Consider the following 19,814-nt stretch of genomic DNA (forward strand, 5'->3'; position numbering starts at 1 on the left):
AACTTAGTTTATCATTTCTTGAACATAGTCTACAAAGTGTGTGTAATTGTGTCATAATAATACAAAAGAGCGGTCGTTCAGGACGGTGATTGAAGTGGCAGAAAAGAGGCCGAACCGGCTAGATGAATTGGAAACACGGCTTGCGGCAATCGGTGGCCGGAATCCTGCGGATGCGGTCCACGAGATCATAAAGGATCTGTTCGGATTTGATTATGATATCGTACCGGTCCTGCGGGGCAAAAAAGAAGGTCTGACCAATCGGGAATTGCTCGCGGAAGAGCTTGAGAAATTGCCTTCACTCACAGTTGGGCATCTCTGCCCGCTCCTTCTCCGTATGTTCGGGACAAACCTTGAGGGCATCGTCTCCATTGAACGCTCCCCGATTTCCATCCGCTCCAAGGAAAATTGGGTCAAGCGTCATGATGGGGATCTCGTCATGATTACCGGCGGATATGAGGACTTGGACGTACTTGTTACACCGACCGAGGAATTCATGACTGTCAACGGCAATGAATATCTTCCTGAAGATCTCTTGGATCGTCTCATCGAAATCGGCTATGAGAATCGGGACGGACATGCTTTCTATGCGGATCCGGAGGGAAAACCCGTGACTGACGACTTCAAGACGCTGACCATCCGGACGATTACCGAGTACTTTGACGCGCACCCTTACCAATGACCGATGCCAGAAAAGCCCGGATCCGAAAAACGGATCCGGGCTTTTGGATGAATCAGCATCCGGGCAGCGGGTTGTCAACGTTTCACCCCAATATAGCAACGTCTCAATGGAATATGTCAACGTTTCAATCTACTATAGCAACGTCCCAACCCGGTACGGCAACATCTCACATGAATCTGCCCTCACTCCGCAAAGCCGGCGAGGAATTTGACGCGGTCGCCCATTGGCGGCGGGTTGTCGTCGGTGAGGACGATCTCAAGGAGGGCCGGTCCGTCTGAAGCCATCAGTTCCCCGATGATTTCCCCGCTCAGATCCTCCATCGATTCCACACGTGCGGCCGGAATACCGAGCCCTTCAGCCACCTTCGTGAAATCCATCGGCTGTGTGGAAAAGGTATCATGGACCCGCTTGAACTGCAGGTTGTGCCCGTGATAGACCAGCCCAAGCCGGGAATTGTTCATGACGGTAAACAGGACTGGTACGCCGTATTCCTTCGCGGTCAGGATCTCCATGCCATGCATATGGAAGCAGCCGTCACCGGTGATGATCACAGTCGGGCGCTCGGGTTCCGCCATTTTGGCGGCGATTCCGACGGACAGGCCGCTCCCCATCGCACCAAAGTGGACGTTGATGTCGAATGCATCCGGTGAAAGGGTGTTCAAATCATGAATGATATAGGCTTCCGTCTCCGTGATATCCACTGCGTACCTTGTCTGTTCAGGAAGCAGCTGCTGTAGCTTGAGAACGACATTCTTTGTCGTGAAATCCTCCCCCGGCTTTAGCCGCTCCGGATTGTAAGGCACCTTAACAGACTTTTCTCCGGCACCGAGCACGTTCAGCTCTTTCAGCACAGCGGGCAGCGTATCTGCAAGATTCCCCAGAACCGGGAGGTCCACCGGATACTTCCTACCGAAAACCGTTTCGTCCCGATCGAACTGGATGACAAAACGGTCCCTTGCGAGTCCAGCGTTATAGTTGCTCGTAGCCGTCTCCCCGAGGCTTGAGCCGAGCACAAGCAGGGTATCAAAGTCCCCTTCCTGGACAAGACGGCCCGTGGACTCGTGTCCTGCAAATCCGTAGACGCCTGCAAAGTTGGGATGTGTGTCTTTAAAAAGCCCCTTTGCAACAGGCGTCGCGATGACCGGCCAGCCCAGCCTCTCCGAAAGACGCATCACTTCCGGCACCATTCCCCTGACGCCCTGTCCGCAGAAGATCAGGCCGGTGTTCCGGCTCTTGATTTCCCGCGCGGCTTGTCCGGCCGCCGAAAAATCCGTATGTACACGAACAGGACGGATTGCATCCGGTATGATTTCCGGATCGATTTCCGCCATCTGCACATCAAGCGGCATGGCGATATGTACGGGCCCCGGTACGCCGCTTATTGCGATTTCCAGAGCTTTTGCCACTTCCTTAACCAGATCTTCTCCCCGTTCGACCCGTTTGGAATACTTGGTGATCGGAGCGAATACCGGAGCGGCATCCAGCTCCTGAGAAGAATTCAGCCCGACCGTACTGCTCGGTACCGCACCGGTCAAAAACAGAACGGGGAGCTGTTCCCGCATGGCATTTGCCGCCGGCGTCACCAGGTTCATCGCACCCGGTCCGCTTGAGCCGATGGCCACTGCAGGCCCTCCGGAATACTTCGCATACCCCGCTGCCATATAACCTGCCGCGCCTTCATGTTTCGTGATGATCGGACGAATCTCCAAGTAATCGTTCAAACCGTCAAACAGCACATTCACACTGCCTGCCGGTATCCCAAAAACCCTGTCGATTCCGGCGTTTTTCAGAAACTCAAGAACTGCAATGCCTGCTTTCATTGGACCTTCCCCCTTAATGATTGGTCAAGAAGTCGTTTTCAAGCTTTTTTGCCGGAATTGGCGGACTGAAGTAATACCCTTGCATGAGCGTACATTTGCGGGAAGCGAGGTAATCAGCCTGTTCTTTTGTCTCGACCCCTTCCGCAATGACCTCAAGATCCATGTTTTTCGCCATCGTGATGATCGTATCAGTCAGTGCACGGTCGTCCTCATCAAACAAAATATCACGTATAAACGTCCGGTCGATCTTGAGCGTCGTCAACGGGAATCGCTGGAGGTAGCTGAGTGAAGAATAGCCCGTGCCGAAGTCATCGATATCCAAGTGAACACCAAGCTGTTTTAATTTGTTCATCGTGGAAATGGCCAGATCCGTGTTTCGCATAATCTGGTTTTCGGTCAGCTCGAGATGAAGCTGCCCGGGACGGATGCCCGTTTCAGCAAGCACCTGCTTGACGATACGGTGCAGATTTCCCTGTTCAAACTGGGCGGCAGACAAATTGACGGCCATATTCAGATCTGTGAAGCCTTTTTCATGCCATTTCTTGAGTTGTGAAACGGCCTCTCGCAGCACCCATTCACCGATCTGCACAATTAGGCCCGTCTGCTCAGCCAGCGGGATAAAGATATCCGGCGGAACGAGCCCCTCTTCCGGATGATTCCAGCGGATCAGCGCCTCTACACCAAAAAGGCGATTATTGCAGAAATCCATCTGCGGCTGGTAATACAATGTAAATTCATCCCGCTCCAGCGCCCGGTACAATGCGTTCTCATACTTGACGCTCTCAATTGTCCGCTTTCCGAACTTCTCGTCGTAGAAGTGATAGCTCCCGCCTGCAACTTCCTTGGAGTGGTACATCGCCGTGTCTGCATTCTTGATCAGTTGCTCGGCGTTGTCGCCATCTTCCGGATACATGCTGATGCCGATCGAGTTTTTGATGAACAGTTCATGATCGTCGATCACGATCGGTTTAGCAAAGGCCTTGTTGATTTTTCCGACGGCACGGATGACTTCGCTTCTGCTTTTGACATCAAGGAGGATGATCATGAACTCGTCACCGCCCTGCCTTGAAACGATTCCGTTCACGGGGATCGCTTCACTCAGCCTTTTGGCCACTTCCTTCAGCAGCAGATCGCCGAAACTGTGCCCGAGTGTATCATTGACAAGCTTGAATCGGTCAAGGTCAAGAAACAGCACGGCCACCTTTTCATTATCCCGCGAGGCATTCATCAGTGCCTCATCCAGCCGCTCTTTCATCTGCAGCCGGTTAGGCAAATCAGTCAGGCTGTCATAATAAGCATAGTACTTGATCTCTTCTTCCAGGTACCGACGCTCGGTGATGTCCTTGAAGATCACTACCTGACCGAAGACCTGATCGTCTTCCTGGATAAACGAGATGTCGTATTCGACCGGGAATACAGTGCCGTCCTTTCTGTGAAAAACGTCCACTTCGTCATTCTGGCCCGGAAGCACTCCGTCCCGCCGGTCCTCTCCGCGGAAAATCTTTGCATACGACTCGCCTTCCAGCTCTTCCGGACGGGAGTACCCGAGCATCTTCAGGGCCGCCGGGTTGCTGAATGTAATTTTGCCGTCCAGGCCGATTCCGAATATCCCTTCTCCTGCGGATTTCAGGATCAGCTCCTTCTCCCTTGAAAGCGACTCCAGTTCGGTAATGACTCGCTGGAGTTCTTCATTTTTCACCGTGACTTCTCTAGTCCGACGGTTGATGATCATTTCCTGCTTCTCGATAAAGAGGAGATTGGACAGGGTGGAAGCTGTCATGTCCACGACGGATTGAGCAAGGTCGATGGTCGCCTGCGGATACTCGATGACTTTTCCTGAACGGTTTGGCACGGCGATGAATCCCAGGATTTCATTCATTGCAATCATCGGTAATACCACCATCCCGGTAATACCGAATGTGCGGCAGATCTCCTGGTTCGGGCGGCCGTCTTTTGTCACATCCGGTATGTATACCGGGAGTCGCGTCCGGATGGCATCCTGATACATCCGGTCTTCGAGGAGGTCATCCAGCTGCGCCTGGTGCATTTCCAGCCACTGTTCCTCGCTCATGTCACTGTTTTTGGACAGATGGGCGGGTTTGATCTTCTTTCCGGCTACCGGGTCCAGGAGATGGACGGCCGGATCGTCGTTCTGCAGCAGCTCGCCGACATATTGGAAGCAGGTCTGGATGGCCTGATCCATCGTTTCCGCCCGGGACAATTCACTGTTCGCGTCGAGGAGCATCTGCTTGTCGCGGATCAGGTTTTCTTTTCGGATCAGGTCGTTGGCATTCCGGATGGCGACAGCCGCCATATTGACAAATGCCTCCACGGTTTCCCGCTGCTCGGGAGTGATGTTCATCGGCTGCCCGTAGTTGAACAGGAAGACAAGTCCGTAAAGTTCTTCCCCATAAGAAATCGGCATGGCGAGAAGGGATCGGATCAGGAATGAGTCGACCGCCCAGTCGCTCGGCCGGTCATCCGACCGGGTATCGGGAATATAAACCGCCCGGTTTGTTTTCGTGACTTCCCGGACGAGTGCATCGTCCTCAGGGCTGATCACGTGCATATCGAGTGTCATGCCGTTCAGGACGTCCGGTTTTCCGGTAAACCCCCTGAATGTTCCGTCATCCTGCGGCAGATAAATGCCGACAGAGTCACATTGAAAAACTTCCTGGGAAATCGCGTCTGTCACGGCGGACAGCATCTCTTTCAAGTCCAATTTCGTGTTGATCATTCTGGTCAGATTGGCTAATTGCCTGTATCGGGATTGATCGTTCACTGCCACACCTCCTCAAGGAATCTTATTCCTATCAATATAGTACCCTATTTCCTATCTAGGTTCCCAACATCAGAAAGCGGCTTTCCCCTGCACCGGTGAAGGTAGCAGGATCAAAGCCGCCGGACGGGCGCTGGGCCCGGTACACTTATTCATCTTCCTCATCATGGAATGCTTCTTCCAGCCGGTGCCTGAATTCTTCGGCTGCGCTGTATCCCTGCATACGGAGGTACCAGTTGTTCGCGGCTGCTTCGATCAGGCCGGCAACATCGCGTCCCGGCTGCAGCTGAATCTGGATATGCGGGATTTTGACGCCCATGTACTCCTTGTACTTCACGTCGACTTCCAGTTCGTTATTCAATGCGTCTTTCTGCCACTCAATCAGTTCGATATCAAGGGCGATCCGCGTCTCTTCCTGGAATGACGTCCTGCCGTACATCCGGACGACATTCAGCAGTCCCACGCTCCGCAAAGCAAGAAATTCCTTGTTGCTGCCGTCATGTGTACCCAGAAGCGTCTGCGGACTGAGCTTTCTCAGAACGACAATGTCATCGCTCACGAGCCGGTGTCCCCGCCCGATCAATGTATGGGCCGTTTCGCTTTTTCCGACGCCGGACTTTCCGCGAAGGAGGACGCCGATGCCTGATACATTCACACAGACCCCGTGAATCGCGATTTCCTCTGCCAGCTGATTCAGCAGGAACCGGTTCAGCTTCTGTACAAAATCGGTCATCGAGTCGGACGTCCTCAGTACCGGAATACGTGCCTCGCCGCAGTGCAGCAGCAGCCCTTCCGGTTCCTCCTGATTGGACGTGATGACGATGCAGGGCGGGTCATAGGTCACCATGTTCCCGATCCGGTGCCTTGCCTCATCCGCATCCAACGTCCGCAGATAGCTGATTTCGTTGCGGCCCAGTATCTGCACATGCCCTTTTGCGATAAAGCTGAAATGATTTAAGAACTCCAGGCCGGGGCGCCGGACTTGCGGCTTGGCAATGACCCGGCCGAGCTCTTCCCTGCCGCCCAGAACCTCCAGCGAAAACGTTTCCGCTGCCTGTCTGACTGTTACATGCTTATTTTCCATCATTCTCTCTGAATCCCGACTTCCTGTAATATGATTCGTCTTCTCTGATACGTTATCCATTATACAATGTTAAAAACTGATTGTAAGCGCAAACTATCCTTCCAGAAGCGATCCGGTGTCGACCGTCCATTTTTCGAGTGAATGGGCGTCAATCGCATGGACATGACCGCCCGGGTCAGGGAAAACAGGGATGTACACAAGCTCGTAGACCGGCACGCCTCCAGCCGCCTCGTTCCTCGTGCGCACCGGGCGCATGCAGATATCGGAGACGAACAGCGCTTTTGCCGCACGCATGCTGAACGGGCGATCTCTCAATAGGCGGCTGAAGTCATCTCCGGCTGCTGGGCTTACATCAAAGCGGACCACTTTGCCCGACTTCCGGTCCACCTCGATTTCAACACCCTCATCCTCGACTTGGATCCCGTACTGGTGCCGGTCGAAAATAAAAGTGAAAGTCGATTTGTCCTCCTCGCAGGAGTGTCCGTTTTCTTTTCTCATGAGGAACCGCTGTTCGGCACCTGGAAATTGTTTAAACAGTGCCTTGATTGCCGTATCCAGCGCAATCCTGTAAGCAACGTCTGAGCGGCTTTCCGCATCCAGGCTTCCCTTGCCCAGCGGCTCGTGGTCCGGCGGCCGGATGCCCAGGTCTTCCGCAAGCGAGATGACCGTGCCGTCCATCTTGACCTCATCCGGCGATCCGGTAAGAAAATCATAAATGAGATGAAATTGGTCATCCCCGTCCACGTACAGCTCGGAGTCGTATTTGCTGATCTTCAGCTCTGCCGTGAGGTTGGCCATGTACAGGTCAAGCGCGGCCTCCGAACTGATCGATTTCTGCTCATCGATCAGCACAAGCGGACCGAGATAGCTGACCAATTCATACAAAACCCCGTCTTTCTGGAAGGCGAGGCTCAACCCCGAGTTCGGGAGTTCCAGTCCGTCTTCATCCACCCTGACAAAATCGATCGTATACACATTTTCCAGGTCGACGACGGAGGAAAACTGAAGACCTTCCGCTTCCATGCCGAATGTATCGGCAATGAACTGCCCGGCACGGTCGCGTATGGCAAGAGGTGAAAGGACGACGACAGGAGTCCGGTCTTCCGCATGGATATTCTGGAAATAGCGGATTCCTCCCTTTTTGTCCAGGTGGAGTTCGCCAACCGGTTCGCCTCCCCGTTTTTTGCATAGCATCCAGTTCCCGGGTGGGCAATCCGAGCCTCTTGCTTCAATGTCCTCTATTTTCAGCCCGTCCAGATACGGGAGGAACTTTCCAAACCACTTCATGACACTGTCCATCGACCGACCCTCCAATTAAACAGTACTTCTATATGGTATTACCCAATTTCGGCGGCCAATGAGCAATCTTAATAAAGAAACGCCCCGGACATGCCTAAAGTTGCATGCCGGAGCGGTGGATTGTTTTTTAAAATTCGTCAGTTTCGTCAGCTTAGCCTATCCCGCAGGAGCTGCTTCTTCCGCTCTTCGGCAATAGCTTCAAAATAGCGGGTATACGCGGAATCCCCTGAATAAGTAAGACACAGATATTCCTGCGCCCGGGTCATCGCGATATATAGTAGGGATGCTTCCCGCTCCTCATCCTTCTCCAATGGGAATGGCAGCATATCCAGGTGCACGATAAAGACGGCGCGGAAATCCAGCCCTTTGCTGCTGTCAATCGTGCTGATTGTAACTGCCTCAGCATTGCGATCATAATTCCGCTTGGAATCAGGCGTTTCTGTTAGCCAGTAAAAGGGGAGTCCTTCCTTCTTTAAAGCTTGTTGCAGTGCATCAACGTAATCATTCCCGCTCCATCTGCGAACCCGGTAGAGAATGAGCATGCCGGATAGAGGTATGCTGCGCTGTTCATGCAGAAGCCGGATCTGCCTGGCGACATAGGCTGCCTCTTCGAAAAAGTCTTTTCTCCTTACGATGCCCGGTTCATATCCTTTCCGCTTTGTGCTTTGAGGAGCGATGATTTCACCTTCGAAGTCCTTTGTGACCACTTTATTCTTTAGTGTGGAGTGGGCACGGTAGAAGTCCCAGGCAAACGAGACGATCTGAGCGGTGTTCCTGTAGTTGATATTAAGTACCTTCGATCTGCCGCGAAAATCGAGCCCGGTGTCCTGTACGTAAGATCGCTTGCGTTTATAAATCGACTGCGCACGGTCTTCTACCAGAAGCAGTGACTTGGTCTCGGGGTTCAGCAGGCCGCTTACCAATCTGAACCACTCCGGTTCGAAGTCCTGGCCCTCATCAATCAAAATGGCATCATATGACGGAAGAACCGCCTCTCCCTGCTCCAGCTTTCCCAGGAAAAAGGGAATCTGCTGTTCACTGATCTTCAGGTCATTCCGGAGCCACGCATGGAAGTTACGGACGATAACATTCCCGGTGCCGGGGGATTTCGACCGTTCCTGTTTCTGTTCTGCAGTGAAGTTAAAATCGAACAGGTTATCCGGCTCGTTCATCATCCGAATGACGAGCGACTCTATTGAACGGGAAAGAGAAATATTATAGCAGAGGATCAAGATCTTCCAATCCGGGTGCTCCTTAGCCAGAAGCTTGGCACGGCTCGCCAATATCAGCGTCTTGCCGCTGCCCGCCACCCCGCGAATCAGCCGGTTTTTGTCCCCCAGTTGCTTGGCCAGGTTCTCCTGATGCAGGTCCATCGCCTTCAGGTCCCGCAGGGAAAGAAGCAGCTGATCTTTATACGGGGCCGCCTCCCGGAATTCTGCACTGATCCGTACTTCAGGAAACAGGTGGTATCGGATGGCGTCAATTTCCTCCCGATTCAGCGGTTCACGAAGTGTGAAAGTCATCGAAGACAATCCGCAGATTCTTTCGATAAACTCCTCTTCGGAAAACCCATCAAGATCCGGGTCGATTGCATCTCTCGTAAAAGTCCGTTCCGGATCCAGAACGGCATAGAGATGGTTTTGTACCATATCCTTTTCATGTAACCTTGTGAAAACTGTGCCGTACCCACACGGGAACTTTAATCTAAATTGGTACTTCCCCTCAAGGTGGACCAGCGACTTGTCTTTTTCCAGCACATTCTTAATATGGAACATGTACTCCTTCGCCTGCAGCGCCGGGTTTTTTACGGTCGCATGCGAACCGCCTGAAGTCAACAGTGTCCACTCATCTTTATTTAAATGATAGAGCGTATTGCGAGTATAGTCTTTGACTTCCAGAACGACCATCCCAATGTCAGGACCGATCAGCACAAAGTCCGGCCGTCGTCCATGGATTTCCGGTTCATAGTAAACAATCACATCATCTGGGAGAACTTGTTTCATCGTGCGGAAAAGCAAACGCTCGCCCGCAGTCGCCGATGTCCTTATTGTTTCCGGGATCATATAGGCCAAATGAACCCCTCCAAATTCGAATAATCTGCATCTATTGTAAGAGCCACGACAATTTTTGGCAATATACGGCATTACTTTCCTGGCATTGGAAAAAGCACCATCCCGAAACATGGGAAGGTGCTTTTTGTGAGTATTATAATAATATCATTCGCCTACATCTTCTCCGGCTGCCATTCGATACACTTTGACCTTGCCGGCAAGGCGGCGTTCATATGTGGAGAGAGACTGGCGCCTGATTGCTTCGAAATCAAGTTCACTGATCAGACGATATTTGCGATTGAGTTCGGCCGCATTGGCCCAGGCGGTCTTCTCGGCTATCAGGTTGCGCTCCTCTTCATAAATGACCTTTGCCATATATTCAGGATTGCGCTCCAGAACCTTGGGTGGCGTCGTCTTCCGCGTTTGATAGACTTCCCGTGAAAGCGGCAGCCCTGCAAGAAGGGCTCTTCGGTCCAGTGCATGGCCAAGTTCATGCATTGTGATCGCGGCCACATACGTTTCGAGAGAGACCGGGCGCATCTGCTCAGAAACTGCCTCTGGGATCCGGTCAGGATCATACGTGATGTAGTCGTGGATAAAGTGGTAGGTCATGTTAATGCCATTCCTCTCTAAACGGACCTCACGCGTTACTCCGACACGGATCATCGTCTCACGGATGATCTTCTCTATTTGATGTCGTTTCACTATCTCATTTCCCCATTTATTAGTTCTTTTTGTTTAGTCTATCATTATTTTACCATAAAGTCTTTTATCGTGCACACACATGGAAGCAAGTAATAATCAAAGAGTGAATGAAAATTGTAGCTTGTGGCTAATAGCATTGTTTCTAGATATACGAACTACCTCTAATCCGCGTCGCAATAGTCTTTATATTGTATGTCAGAAAGATTAAATATATTACATATATTACGGTTCTTCTTCTTTAGTTTAGAAGCGTCATAACCGGAAATACAGAGGTTGAAGCTGCAAATAGCTTCTTTCCAATAACAAAAATTGAGGAGGAATGCAACATGGCAGACAACAACAAGAACAACAAAATGTCGCGAGAGGAAGCGGGCCGCATGGGCGGTGAAGCCACTTCCCGCAATCACGACCGTGACTTCTATGAAGAAATCGGCCGTAAGGGCGGAGAAGCGACCGCAGAAAATCACGACAGCGAGTTCTACTCTGAAATCGGTCAAAAAGGCGGAGAAGCCACTTCCGAAAACCATGACCGCAGCTTCTATGAAGAGATTGGCGAAAAAGGCGGCAATGCCCGGAACAACAATAACAACTGATTGAGAACTCCCCCATCCACATTGATAAAGGAGGATTCATCATGGCGAAAAACAACAAAAACAATAACAACAATGGCAAAATGACAGTTGAGGAAGCGGGCCGCAAAGGCGGCGAGGCGACCGCGGAAAACCATGGCCAAGAGTTTTACGAAGAGATTGGCCGCAAGGGCGGAGAAGCCACCTCTGAAAACCATGACCGCAGCTTCTATGAAGAGATTGGTGAAAAAGGCGGAAATTCTCGCAACAACAATAACAATAACAACAATAATAACAACTAATAAACGTTACTGCAAAACCACGGTCGGGGATTTTTCCTCACCGTGGTTTTGTTTTTTATTCTTTAAAGTGAAGAAAAACCGGAGAACAGCATAACGCTGCTCTCCGGCCGGGCGGTCGATGGAATAAATGATACAAAAAGATAAAGACATCATTAATACTTGCGTTTGTCGACCACCTCGTGTGCTTCATCACAAATCTCGATCTTGCTCGGGCTGTTCGCCTTAGCCAGCATGATGGCTTCTGCAATCGCCTCGTCCTTATAAATAAAAAGCTCTTCCAAATCCTGATTTCCCATGGTAATCATCCAGCGAGAAGCTTCCTTGTCCGGTGCAACACGATAGCACTGCATGAACGGTTTCCACTCCTTGTATAATGGTCCCGGCTAAGCCGGGTTTGGGGCTTGTTATTATTCTGTATCCTATTCACCAATTTGTCAAACTTTTTTTAGGGCTTTTGGGCTTGGCAAAATTGTATGTAAATCCATGTTGCTATGTGAAGTTTTTCTCATTCTCTTCACGAGTGTAACTGATACCTTTATTGCGGTTGGTCAGCCCGTTTTTCCGTGCTTAACCCGTCGCCTATCCATTAATTATTCCCGGGAACCGGATAGCGATGAAGGATTTTCAAAGCCCATTCCCTGCCATCAGGCTGACCGCTGCACGCCTATTTCAACATTTCTCCCGTTAATCTCGACATTGTCCCAGTTCAATTAAGTATTTCCTCATGCCACTTCATCATTCGATGCAAAAGTTACCGCATATAGAAAAAGCGCCCGGGACCAGAAGGCCCCAAGCGCATTCTCATTAATCGATATTGATATAGATTTTGCCGTCTGCCGTTTTGCGCGTCTCGTTGCCGAAGTCGTCTTTGGCCTTAACTTCGAGTTGCGCACCGTTCGCCTTCATGTCGGCCGGAACCGTCCAGTATCCGACATAGTGGCCCGGCGATATTTCCATCATCGGAAGTTCCGTCGGATTGGCGGAAGGAAGGTTCGTCAGCGGCATGTGGATGACGAAGCTCGCCTTCAGGCCCGGTTCACTGTCGAACTCGAATTTAAACGACTGGCCGGTCTTCAGGTGGACATCTTCTGCAGGAACCAGGTTTTCAATGACCGGTGCGTCATATTTCGCCTGGATGGTGACGCGTTTCGTCACTTTGTTTCCTGCCGTATCCTGGGCGACCACACGGATCACGTTTTCCCCGTTGTCGAGGAGAATCCGCTTGGAGTATTTCCCGTCGCGGACATCCGCTTTCTGGCCATTGACCTTCACCGTGTCAAGATGCGGATCGGCAACCGTTCCCTGAACAGTGACGGTCTCTTTGTTGGTCTTGTCCCCGTCAGCCGGGCTGTCGATCGTGAGTTCCGGCTGCGCTGTATCAAGCGTTACAGTGACTGGAGCGGATACTCCGGTTTCCCGGCCGTCCAGGATGGAAGTGGCCGTGAAGGTGTTATCGCCTTCGGCAAGCGTCAGATCAAACGAGAACTTGCCGTCGTCGCCGACAGTGACTGTACCGGCTTCTTCACCATTGTTGTCGAGGCGGATTTCTGTTGTTGCAGAAGCCGTACCCTCGATCGTGATGTCTGCCACGTTAGTCAGCTCGCCGTCCGTGTGGCTTGTAATGGCAGGTGTCGCGACTTCATAATCCACTTGCGCGCGGATCATGTAGTTGCCCTCCGCTTCAGGAGCCGGGGACCAGGCGCCGCCGACAAGCTGGAAGCTGCGCGCTGCATTCGGGCCGTTTTCATCTGTGGCAAGGCCCGGAGTGTTCGGGTTGGCGTGGGTCTGGATGTAGACCATATAGAAGTCTTTCCCGACATTGATGCCGTGCTCCTTCAGGTCCACAACCGTCCATTCACCGTTGCGGAGTGCCGTCGCTTCAAATGGTCCGGCAAGCTTACTGCCTGGAGCGCCGTCAGCCCCGGATGCATCCCAGACTTCAACTGCAAAGTCGGTTCCGCCCGGTACCGGCCAGGAAGTATCCCAGAACCGGAATACACCCGCGGAGACGATGCCCTGCTCTTCGCCTTCAGGAAGGGACATCTTGACTGCCCAGCCATTGCCTGCGTCATAGAAAGCGCGTGCGTTTTCCGCTGTTCCGTCGTCATAGCCGATCTCCCCGCCAGGTACCGTGTAGAACGGCTCAAGCGTAATGTCTTGGACAGCCGGCTCGCTGCCGATTGTGACATTCACTTCCGTGCCATGGTAACCGGATGCGACGATTTTCAGTGTGTAGTCGCCTTCATAAGCTTCGATTTCGTAGCGGCCATCGGCATCGGTCGTGGCCGGTGCGATGTTCGCATCTTCCACGAGGAGGACAGTCGCGCCTTCGACCGGCGAGCCGTCCGCGGAATCCGTAATGGTGCCGGACACCGTGTTCATCGGGATTTCCTCGAGCACAAAGTTGGCTGTTGCCGTTTCGTCCGCCCCGACGGATACACTTTGTGTATTCGACCGGAATCCGTATGCCTCGGCAATAAGCGTATAGTCGCCTGCTGCCGTGCGCATCGAATACGTGCCGTCCGCAGGGTCTGTGTAAACGGACGAGCCTGTTTCAAGCACACTTACCTGTGCATTCAGAGGCAGAAACATCGGTGCCGGCTTTTGGCCGTCATCAACCGGTTTCACTTCATTTTTCGGCATGACCGGTTTGATTGTTGCCGGGTCGACCGGGTCGCCTTTTTTCAGTGCCTCATTTTCCTTCTTGATCAAGCCGAGCTGTTTGCCGTTATTCTTCCCTTTGGCTTTGCCATTATTGCCTTTTACAGCAGAAGAAGCGGACTCGGATGTGTCCGAGAGGGCGACATCGTCGAGGTACCACCCGTCCCGTGTCACACTGCCGTCAGAGTAGGCGTTGAAGCCGATGTAAACACGCTGCCCGGCATACTCGGAAAGATCCACTTCTACATTTGTCCAATCATCCGACTGGCCCTGTACCATGAGAAGCTGCGTCCAGTTCTCGTAGTCGGTGGAGATGACCACGTGGCCGTAGTCCCAGGCACGGCCTGTGGATGTGGACTGTTCAAAGTTGTGCCAGTGCTTGAACTGGAGGTAGCTGTTGCCTTCAGGGAGGTCCACAGGAGGCATGACAAGCGTCGCGTTCATGCGGCTCGCATACTGGCCATCAAGATTGGTTGCGTAGACGTTCTCTCCGGAAGCCGCATTGCCCGGTCCGGAAGTTGGCACGCCCTGCTCCCAGCTGTTTTCTTCACCGAACGATACCCAGCCGGTCGCGTCCGTTTCGAAATCTGTAGAATATCCCGTGGTGATGCCCGGCTTGACTTCCACGGAATACTCGTCGGATGTCACTTCATTGTTGCCGAAGTCATTGATGGTAAACGAGTAGGTGAACTGCTCGCCGCCGATCTGTTCACCCGGTACTGTGATGGCGTAGGTGCCGTCCGTGAAGCTGCCCGCTGTGCGAACAAGTTCCTCGGTGTGGGCATTGCCTTCTGCATCCGTGTAATTGATGACAGCCGAGCTGACCGAGATGTTGTCGGTAATATCGACAGCAAGAGTCAGATCCATGCCGGCATAGGTCTCAGCAGGTGCCGTATGGCTGAACTCCGGTGCCTCTTCGTCATCGCCTTCCTTCATGACCTGGCCCTCGATTGTACCGATCCCGGACATGAGCGAGGATACGGCAGCCATTGCATCTACCAGGCCATAACCATAGCCGTGGTTCGGAACGGTCGGATATTCTTCATCCGTCAGTGGAACTGCAGTGTCAAGAAGGATCTGTTCCATTTCATCGACGGTGATGTCCGCATCCACTTGACGGAGCATCGCCGCAACAGCAGAAACAGCAGGACCTGCCATCGATGTGCCGTTCCAGCCGCCTTCATAGCCGCTGCCCGGCACCGATGAACGGATATTTACGCCAGGCGCGGATACGTCAGGCTTGATCTCGTCATATGGAGACGGTCCGCGGAGCGAGAAGCCGGCGACCTTGTTGTTGATATCAGTCGCGCCCGTTGCGAACGATTCAGGGTAGTTCGCAGGAGCAGCAACGGATCCCGGTCCGCCAGGGTTGAAGAGTGTCGTATTCCCCGCGGAGAATTCAGGGAAGATCTGGGCCGCGCGCCAGTTCTGGACGACTTCGCGGTACCATTCGTCAAGGCCAGGCCCGCCGCCCCACGAGTTGTTCACGACATCAGGTGCCATGTCGACGCGGGCATTGCCTTCTGCATCGGTCGGAGCCAGGATCCACTGCGCTGCTGCGAGGAGGTCACTGTCCGTGCCGCCCGCTGCCGTGAATGCCTTTACGGCGATCCACTTCGCACCCGGCGCGACACCGACTTGGTTGCTGCCGTCCGGCTCTGCGCCGACCATCGTGCCGGTCACGTGCGTGCCATGGCCCTGGTCGTCATAAGGCGTCGTGTTTCCGACCGTTGCATCGAACCAGTTGTAGTCATGGTTCACTTCACCGGTCGCCGCGTTATAGCCGCGGTACTGTTCCTTCAGCGCCGGGTGGTCCCATTGGACGCCGGTGTCGATGCTCGCGACAACCGTACCTGTGCCGTCGATGCCGAGATTCCATGCTTGAGGGGCCTTGACCCGCTCGACATTCCACTCGACATTTGCGATTTCGGCCTTCGGCGCTTTTGCCTCAGGCGTTTTTGTCACAAACAGCTGGCGGTTTTCATCCGGGAGAATCTTCTCGACCTCACTAAAGCCGGCAATCTTTTCGGCCACTTCCTTTGTCGCCGTCACCGCCATCCCGTTGACGATGTGGTAAGGCCGGATATTTTCTGCCTCACCGCTCTTCGCAAGTGTATTGAGATACTTTTTGACGTCTGCCTGTGAGGTCTGCGCGGTCGCCTTCAGTTCGGAGACGACGGCTGAGCGTGCCGCGAGCTTGGTCTGGTGGGAAGAGAGTTCAGCTTTCTTGGCCGCTTCCCTGGCCGCTGCCGCCGCCTTCACCGTATCGGCTTTGTCCTTGAACTTGATGAGGAATGTGACCTTCTCATCTTCCTTGAACTCTGTCAGGAGCCGGTCGCTGAGTTTTGCCTGCGCTTCCTTGGCCGTATCGACCGCCGATACGCTCGTCCGTTTTTCCGCGGATACGAGGCCCGGCGCGATCAGTGACGATACCATCAGCACCGTGGCGGCCATGCTCAGTAACTTCGTGGATTTCTTCTTCGATCCCGGCATTGCGTTTCCTCCCCTTCGAATGGTGTTGCCCGGTCCTGTTCAGGCCGCCCATTCCCCGGGAAGAAAAAAGACGGCCCATGCCCCACTCCTCCTTTCAATTCGTGAGTGTCCGTTCATGGTGCCGTCTTGCTTCTGTGTTGTTAGCACTACTATACAACGAAAAAACTGATATTTTTGAATAGTCAGCGGGAGAAAAATGGAAATGCTTCATTTGAACTGTTTTTGCGCAGGAGGAAAGTCATGAGTGCCGAATCGGAGATTAAGCAGGAAAAGCAACAGTTTCTATTGATGGTGCGGGAATGGGAGTGGGTCCTTCGGATATGCATGGATGCATATTTTTCTTTATTTTGGAAAATGAACCTTTTGAAGGATTGGGGCTTTTTGAGTTGAACCGATAAGACGTGGAACATAGTGTATCGGGAACTTAAGTTTTATGTTCACTTCTCTATTCGGGTCTTATTTCGTATGCGAGTGATTGACAGAAGGTTGGTTTTGATCGCTTATACCGAAAGGCAAGACTTTTGGTGTATAATTGGCAACTGAGACTTTTCTAGGGCGGCTGTCATCTTTCTGTAACAAGCCGATCCTGCCGGTTTTCCTATGAAAAAAAGGGCCCTGCTCGTTTGAGTTCGAACCCGGCAAGTTCGATCACAAAAAGCGGAGACCCTTCAAATTTGTTTATTGATTTACATAGTTCTCGTACAGACTTTTATGACAGTTATTAGCTAAACTCCCGCAGCAGATTTGCCATCTCAATAGCGGCTGTTGCGGATTCGGCGCCTTTGTTTCCGGCTTTTGTTCCGGCGCGTTCTATGGCCTGCTCGATCGTGTCGGTCGTGATCACGCCGAACATGACCGGAACGCCGGTATCTGCGGCAACTTTTGCGACGCCTTTGGCGGCTTCAGCACATACATAGTCAAAGTGTGGGGTTGCGCCGCGGATCACCGCGCCGAGCGTGATGACGGCGTCATACTTGCCGGAAGCGGCAAGCTTTTGCGCGGCAATCGGGATTTCAAAGGCCCCCGGCACTTTGGCCATGTCAATGTCTTCCTCGGCGACTCCGTGGCGGCGGAGCGTATCCAGAGCGCCTTCAACGAGCCTTCCCGTGATGAATTCATTGAACCGTCCGACTACAATTGCGATTTTAAGACCAGAACCTACGAGGTTTCCTTCCAATACATTGACCATTTCCTTTTCCTCCTCAGATGTGGAGCAGATGCCCCAGCTTTTCCATTTTTGTATTCAGGTAGCGTTGGTTTTCCTGTATGGGCTCCATCTCGATCGGCAGCCGCTCCGTGATGCGGATTCCGTATTTCGAGAGCCCGTCGACTTTTCTCGGGTTGTTCGTCATCAGGCGGATTTCTCCGATTCCCAGGTCTTTCAGCATCTGTGCGGCAACCGAATAATCCCTCAGGTCACCCGGGAAACCGAGCTGCTCGTTGGCCTCTACGGTATCCAGCCCTTCCTCCTGCAGGCGGTACGCCTTCAGCTTATTGATGAGGCCAATGCCGCGGCCCTCCTGCCGCATGTAGAGAAGGACCCCTTCCCCCTCTTCCTCCATCTGGCTGAGAGCGGCTCGGAGCTGGGGACCGCAGTCACATCTGCGTGAGCCGAACACATCACCGGTCATGCATTCCGAGTGGATGCGGACAGTTACGGCATTGCCTTCCCGGATTTCTCCCTTGATCAGAGCAAGGTTCTCCTGTCCGGTCAGCCGGTCGGTATAGCCGATCACACGAAATTCCCCGGAATCAGTCGGCATCCTGATTTCCGCTTCACGGGAAACCAGGCGTTCATGCTTTTTCCGGTACTCGATCAGCTGCTTGATGGTAATCAGCTTCAGTCCGAATTCCTCAGCCATAACAGTCAGCTCTGGAAGCCGCGCCATTGTGCCGTCGTCGTTCATAATCTCACAGATGACGCCGCCCGGCTCATGGCCGGCGAGCCTGGCCAGATCCACCGCGGCTTCTGTATGTCCTGGCCGCTGAAGGACCCCGCCTTTTTTTGCAATAAGCGGGAATATGTGGCCCGGACGACGGAAGTCTCCCGGCACAGCATCGTGATCCATCGCGCGACGGATCGTCTCGGCCCGCTCTTCGGCACTGATGCCTGTGGTTGTGTTGATGTGATCGATGCTGACAGTGAAGGCGGTTCCGTACGAATCCGTGTTATCGGTAACCATCAGCGGGAGATTTAATGCATCCGCCTTTTCTTCGGTAATCGGCATACAGATCAGTCCCCGGCCATACTTCGCCATAAAGTTTACGGTTTCTGCATCTGTCAGTTCTGCAATGGTGAGAAGGTCACCTTCGTTTTCCCGGTCTTCGTCATCCGTAACAATTACGGGCCGGCCCGCTTTCAGGTCTTCCAGTGCTTCTTCAATCGATGAAAACATTTCTTTTTCCCCTTTCATCAGGCAAAGCCGTTTTCCTTGAGCGTGTTGAGTGAAAGGCTGTCTGCTTGTCCTGCAGACGGCTGGAGCATCCGCTCCGCATACTTTGCGAGAATGTCGCATTCCAGATTGACGAGGTCCCCGGGCAATTTTGATCCGAGGATAGTCGACGCCCGTGTATGAGGGACCAGCGACACCGTAATCGAATCTTTACCTGCGTCGAATATAGTCAATGAGGTTCCGTCAAGTGCGACGGACCCTTTACGGACAAGGTAGACTGAATACTCGGCGGGGACAGCAAGCTCCATGTATATTGCATTGCCTTCCTGCCGCTTCGAACGGACCTTCGCCGTGCAGTCGATATGGCCTGAGACGATATGTCCTCCAAGACGTCCATCGGCACGGAGAGCGCGTTCCAGGTTCACGGGCGTTCCGGTCTTTGCAGCGGCAAGGGACGTTGCCTTCAGTGTTTCCGGCATCAGATCAGCCTTGAACGAATCCCTATTGAATTCTGTGACGGTTAAACATACGCCATTGACCGCGATGCTGTCACCCAGATGAACATCTTCCAGCACAACAAATGCACCGATCTCGAGCGTAGCGGCATCCTTTCCGGGTGTTACGGACCGGACGGTACCGATTTCTTCAATGATTCCGGTGAACATGGGATCATCCTTTCTTTGGCGATGCGGCAACCTTTTGATCGGGCATCACTGCAGAACTGTCCTGGCATGGCGGGAGCGGAGTCCCTGCGCTATCAGGCCGGAGCTGCAGTTTTGCCGATCAGACATTTCGTCGGCTCAGCACAGCCATATGCGATTGGTTGGAAACGGTATCGGAGATCCGTCTCCGTCATGACTTGAATGGGATGTTTTCCTCCGCGGGGCAGACAGGAGGACAGGAGAGGGTATTGTGTGAAGAGTAATCCATTCCCGGCCAGTATTGCCTTGTGGCGGCACTTGGGAAGGATTGAAGCGTT

General features: G+C 52.9%; 14 protein-coding genes and 1 pseudogene. 4 read left to right on the top strand and 11 right to left on the bottom strand.

Features of this window, described 5'->3' with window-relative positions:
* Positions 1–94: 94 nt before the first annotated feature.
* Positions 95–679: a hypothetical protein gene (locus tag C772_RS01765; RefSeq protein ID WP_008296896.1), complete on the top strand. Its 585-nt coding sequence runs from the start codon at positions 95–97 to the stop codon at positions 677–679.
* A gap of 182 nt (positions 680–861) precedes the next feature.
* Here the strand turns inward: C772_RS01765 and C772_RS01770 are convergent, their stop codons facing one another.
* The 6 genes from C772_RS01770 to C772_RS01795 form a co-directional block, all read right to left on the bottom strand.
* On the bottom strand, positions 862–2,499 hold the full coding sequence (locus tag C772_RS01770) for a thiamine pyrophosphate-binding protein (protein ID WP_008296898.1): 1,638 nt from the start codon (positions 2,497–2,499) through the stop codon (positions 862–864).
* A gap of 13 nt (positions 2,500–2,512) precedes the next feature.
* Positions 2,513–5,236 carry an EAL domain-containing protein gene (locus C772_RS01775; protein ID WP_051059393.1) on the bottom strand — a complete coding sequence of 908 codons (2,724 nt, stop codon included), beginning with the start codon at positions 5,234–5,236 and terminating at the stop codon, positions 2,513–2,515.
* Between the two features lie 190 nt (positions 5,237–5,426).
* The gene (gene hprK, locus C772_RS01780) at positions 5,427–6,365 is read right to left on the bottom strand and encodes an HPr(Ser) kinase/phosphatase (RefSeq protein WP_008296903.1); all 939 of its coding nucleotides are present in this window, start codon (positions 6,363–6,365) and stop codon (positions 5,427–5,429) included.
* Positions 6,366–6,455: 90 nt separating this feature from the next.
* Complete coding sequence (locus C772_RS01785; RefSeq protein WP_008296905.1) at positions 6,456–7,661, bottom strand: YcdB/YcdC domain-containing protein; 1,206 nt, start codon at positions 7,659–7,661, stop codon at positions 6,456–6,458.
* A gap of 146 nt (positions 7,662–7,807) precedes the next feature.
* Positions 7,808–9,733, bottom strand: coding sequence for a 3'-5' exonuclease (locus C772_RS01790; protein ID WP_008296907.1), 1,926 nt, complete (start codon positions 9,731–9,733; stop codon positions 7,808–7,810).
* 144 nt (positions 9,734–9,877) lie between these two features.
* Positions 9,878–10,417 (bottom strand): hypothetical protein, encoded by a 540-nt coding sequence (locus C772_RS01795; RefSeq protein WP_008296909.1) that lies wholly within the window; start codon positions 10,415–10,417, stop codon positions 9,878–9,880.
* 326 nt (positions 10,418–10,743) lie between these two features.
* Here C772_RS01795 and C772_RS16480 point away from each other — a divergent pair.
* Positions 10,744–11,007 (top strand): annotated as a pseudogene (locus C772_RS16480) (KGG domain-containing protein); the annotation flags it as partial.
* A 44-nt stretch (positions 11,008–11,051) separates the two neighbouring features.
* Complete coding sequence (locus C772_RS16485) at positions 11,052–11,288, top strand: KGG domain-containing protein (protein WP_008296912.1); 237 nt, start codon at positions 11,052–11,054, stop codon at positions 11,286–11,288.
* Positions 11,289–11,440: 152 nt separating this feature from the next.
* On the opposite strand, the gene C772_RS16260 is transcribed toward C772_RS16485, so the two are convergent.
* A complete protein-coding gene (locus C772_RS16260) occupies positions 11,441–11,638 on the bottom strand; it encodes a DUF2188 domain-containing protein (protein ID WP_008296913.1) in 198 nt (65 codons plus the stop codon).
* Positions 11,639–12,092: 454 nt separating this feature from the next.
* Positions 12,093–16,442: a S8 family peptidase gene (locus tag C772_RS01815; protein WP_008296914.1), complete on the bottom strand. Its 4,350-nt coding sequence runs from the start codon at positions 16,440–16,442 to the stop codon at positions 12,093–12,095.
* Positions 16,443–16,682: 240 nt separating this feature from the next.
* On the opposite strand from C772_RS01815, the gene C772_RS16615 reads away from it, so the two are divergent.
* A complete protein-coding gene (locus tag C772_RS16615) occupies positions 16,683–16,832 on the top strand; it encodes a hypothetical protein (RefSeq protein WP_008296915.1) in 150 nt (49 codons plus the stop codon).
* Between the two features lie 331 nt (positions 16,833–17,163).
* Here C772_RS16615 and ribH read toward each other — a convergent pair whose 3' ends face one another.
* From ribH to ribE, 3 genes are read right to left on the bottom strand one after another with little or no spacing between them, the layout of a single operon-like run.
* On the bottom strand, positions 17,164–17,631 hold the full coding sequence (gene ribH / locus C772_RS01820; protein WP_008296917.1) for a 6,7-dimethyl-8-ribityllumazine synthase: 468 nt from the start codon (positions 17,629–17,631) through the stop codon (positions 17,164–17,166).
* 13 nt (positions 17,632–17,644) lie between these two features.
* Positions 17,645–18,838, bottom strand: a complete 1,194-nt coding sequence (locus tag C772_RS01825; protein ID WP_035001271.1) for a bifunctional 3,4-dihydroxy-2-butanone-4-phosphate synthase/GTP cyclohydrolase II — start codon at positions 18,836–18,838, stop codon at positions 17,645–17,647.
* A gap of 17 nt (positions 18,839–18,855) precedes the next feature.
* Positions 18,856–19,500: a riboflavin synthase gene (gene ribE, locus C772_RS01830; protein WP_008296920.1), complete on the bottom strand. Its 645-nt coding sequence runs from the start codon at positions 19,498–19,500 to the stop codon at positions 18,856–18,858.
* Between the last annotated feature and the right edge of the window lie 314 nt (positions 19,501–19,814).

This window comes from Bhargavaea cecembensis DSE10, assembly GCF_000348905.1.
GTDB lineage: Bacteria > Bacillota > Bacilli > Bacillales_A > Planococcaceae > Bhargavaea > Bhargavaea cecembensis.

What these genes read in the sequence shown, in the direction of transcription:
- C772_RS01770 (WP_008296898.1), bottom strand. Translation starts at nt 2,499, where the DNA reads ATGAAAGCAGGCATTGCAGTTCTTGAGTTTCTGAAAAACGCCGGAATC.
- C772_RS01775 (WP_051059393.1), bottom strand. Translation starts at nt 5,236, where the DNA reads ATGATCAACACGAAATTGGACTTGAAAGAGATGCTGTCCGCCGTGACA.
- hprK (WP_008296903.1), bottom strand. Translation starts at nt 6,365, where the DNA reads ATGATGGAAAATAAGCATGTAACAGTCAGACAGGCAGCGGAAACGTTT.
- C772_RS01785 (WP_008296905.1), bottom strand. Translation starts at nt 7,661, where the DNA reads ATGGACAGTGTCATGAAGTGGTTTGGAAAGTTCCTCCCGTATCTGGAC.
- C772_RS16485 (WP_008296912.1), top strand. Translation starts at nt 11,052, where the DNA reads ATGGCGAAAAACAACAAAAACAATAACAACAATGGCAAAATGACAGTT.
- C772_RS16260 (WP_008296913.1), bottom strand. Translation starts at nt 11,638, where the DNA reads ATGCAGTGCTATCGTGTTGCACCGGACAAGGAAGCTTCTCGCTGGATG.
- C772_RS01815 (WP_008296914.1), bottom strand. Translation starts at nt 16,442, where the DNA reads ATGCCGGGATCGAAGAAGAAATCCACGAAGTTACTGAGCATGGCCGCC.
- C772_RS16615 (WP_008296915.1), top strand. Translation starts at nt 16,683, where the DNA reads ATGAGTGCCGAATCGGAGATTAAGCAGGAAAAGCAACAGTTTCTATTG.
- ribH (WP_008296917.1), bottom strand. Translation starts at nt 17,631, where the DNA reads ATGGTCAATGTATTGGAAGGAAACCTCGTAGGTTCTGGTCTTAAAATC.
- C772_RS01825 (WP_035001271.1), bottom strand. Translation starts at nt 18,838, where the DNA reads ATGTTTTCATCGATTGAAGAAGCACTGGAAGACCTGAAAGCGGGCCGG.
- ribE (WP_008296920.1), bottom strand. Translation starts at nt 19,500, where the DNA reads ATGTTCACCGGAATCATTGAAGAAATCGGTACCGTCCGGTCCGTAACA.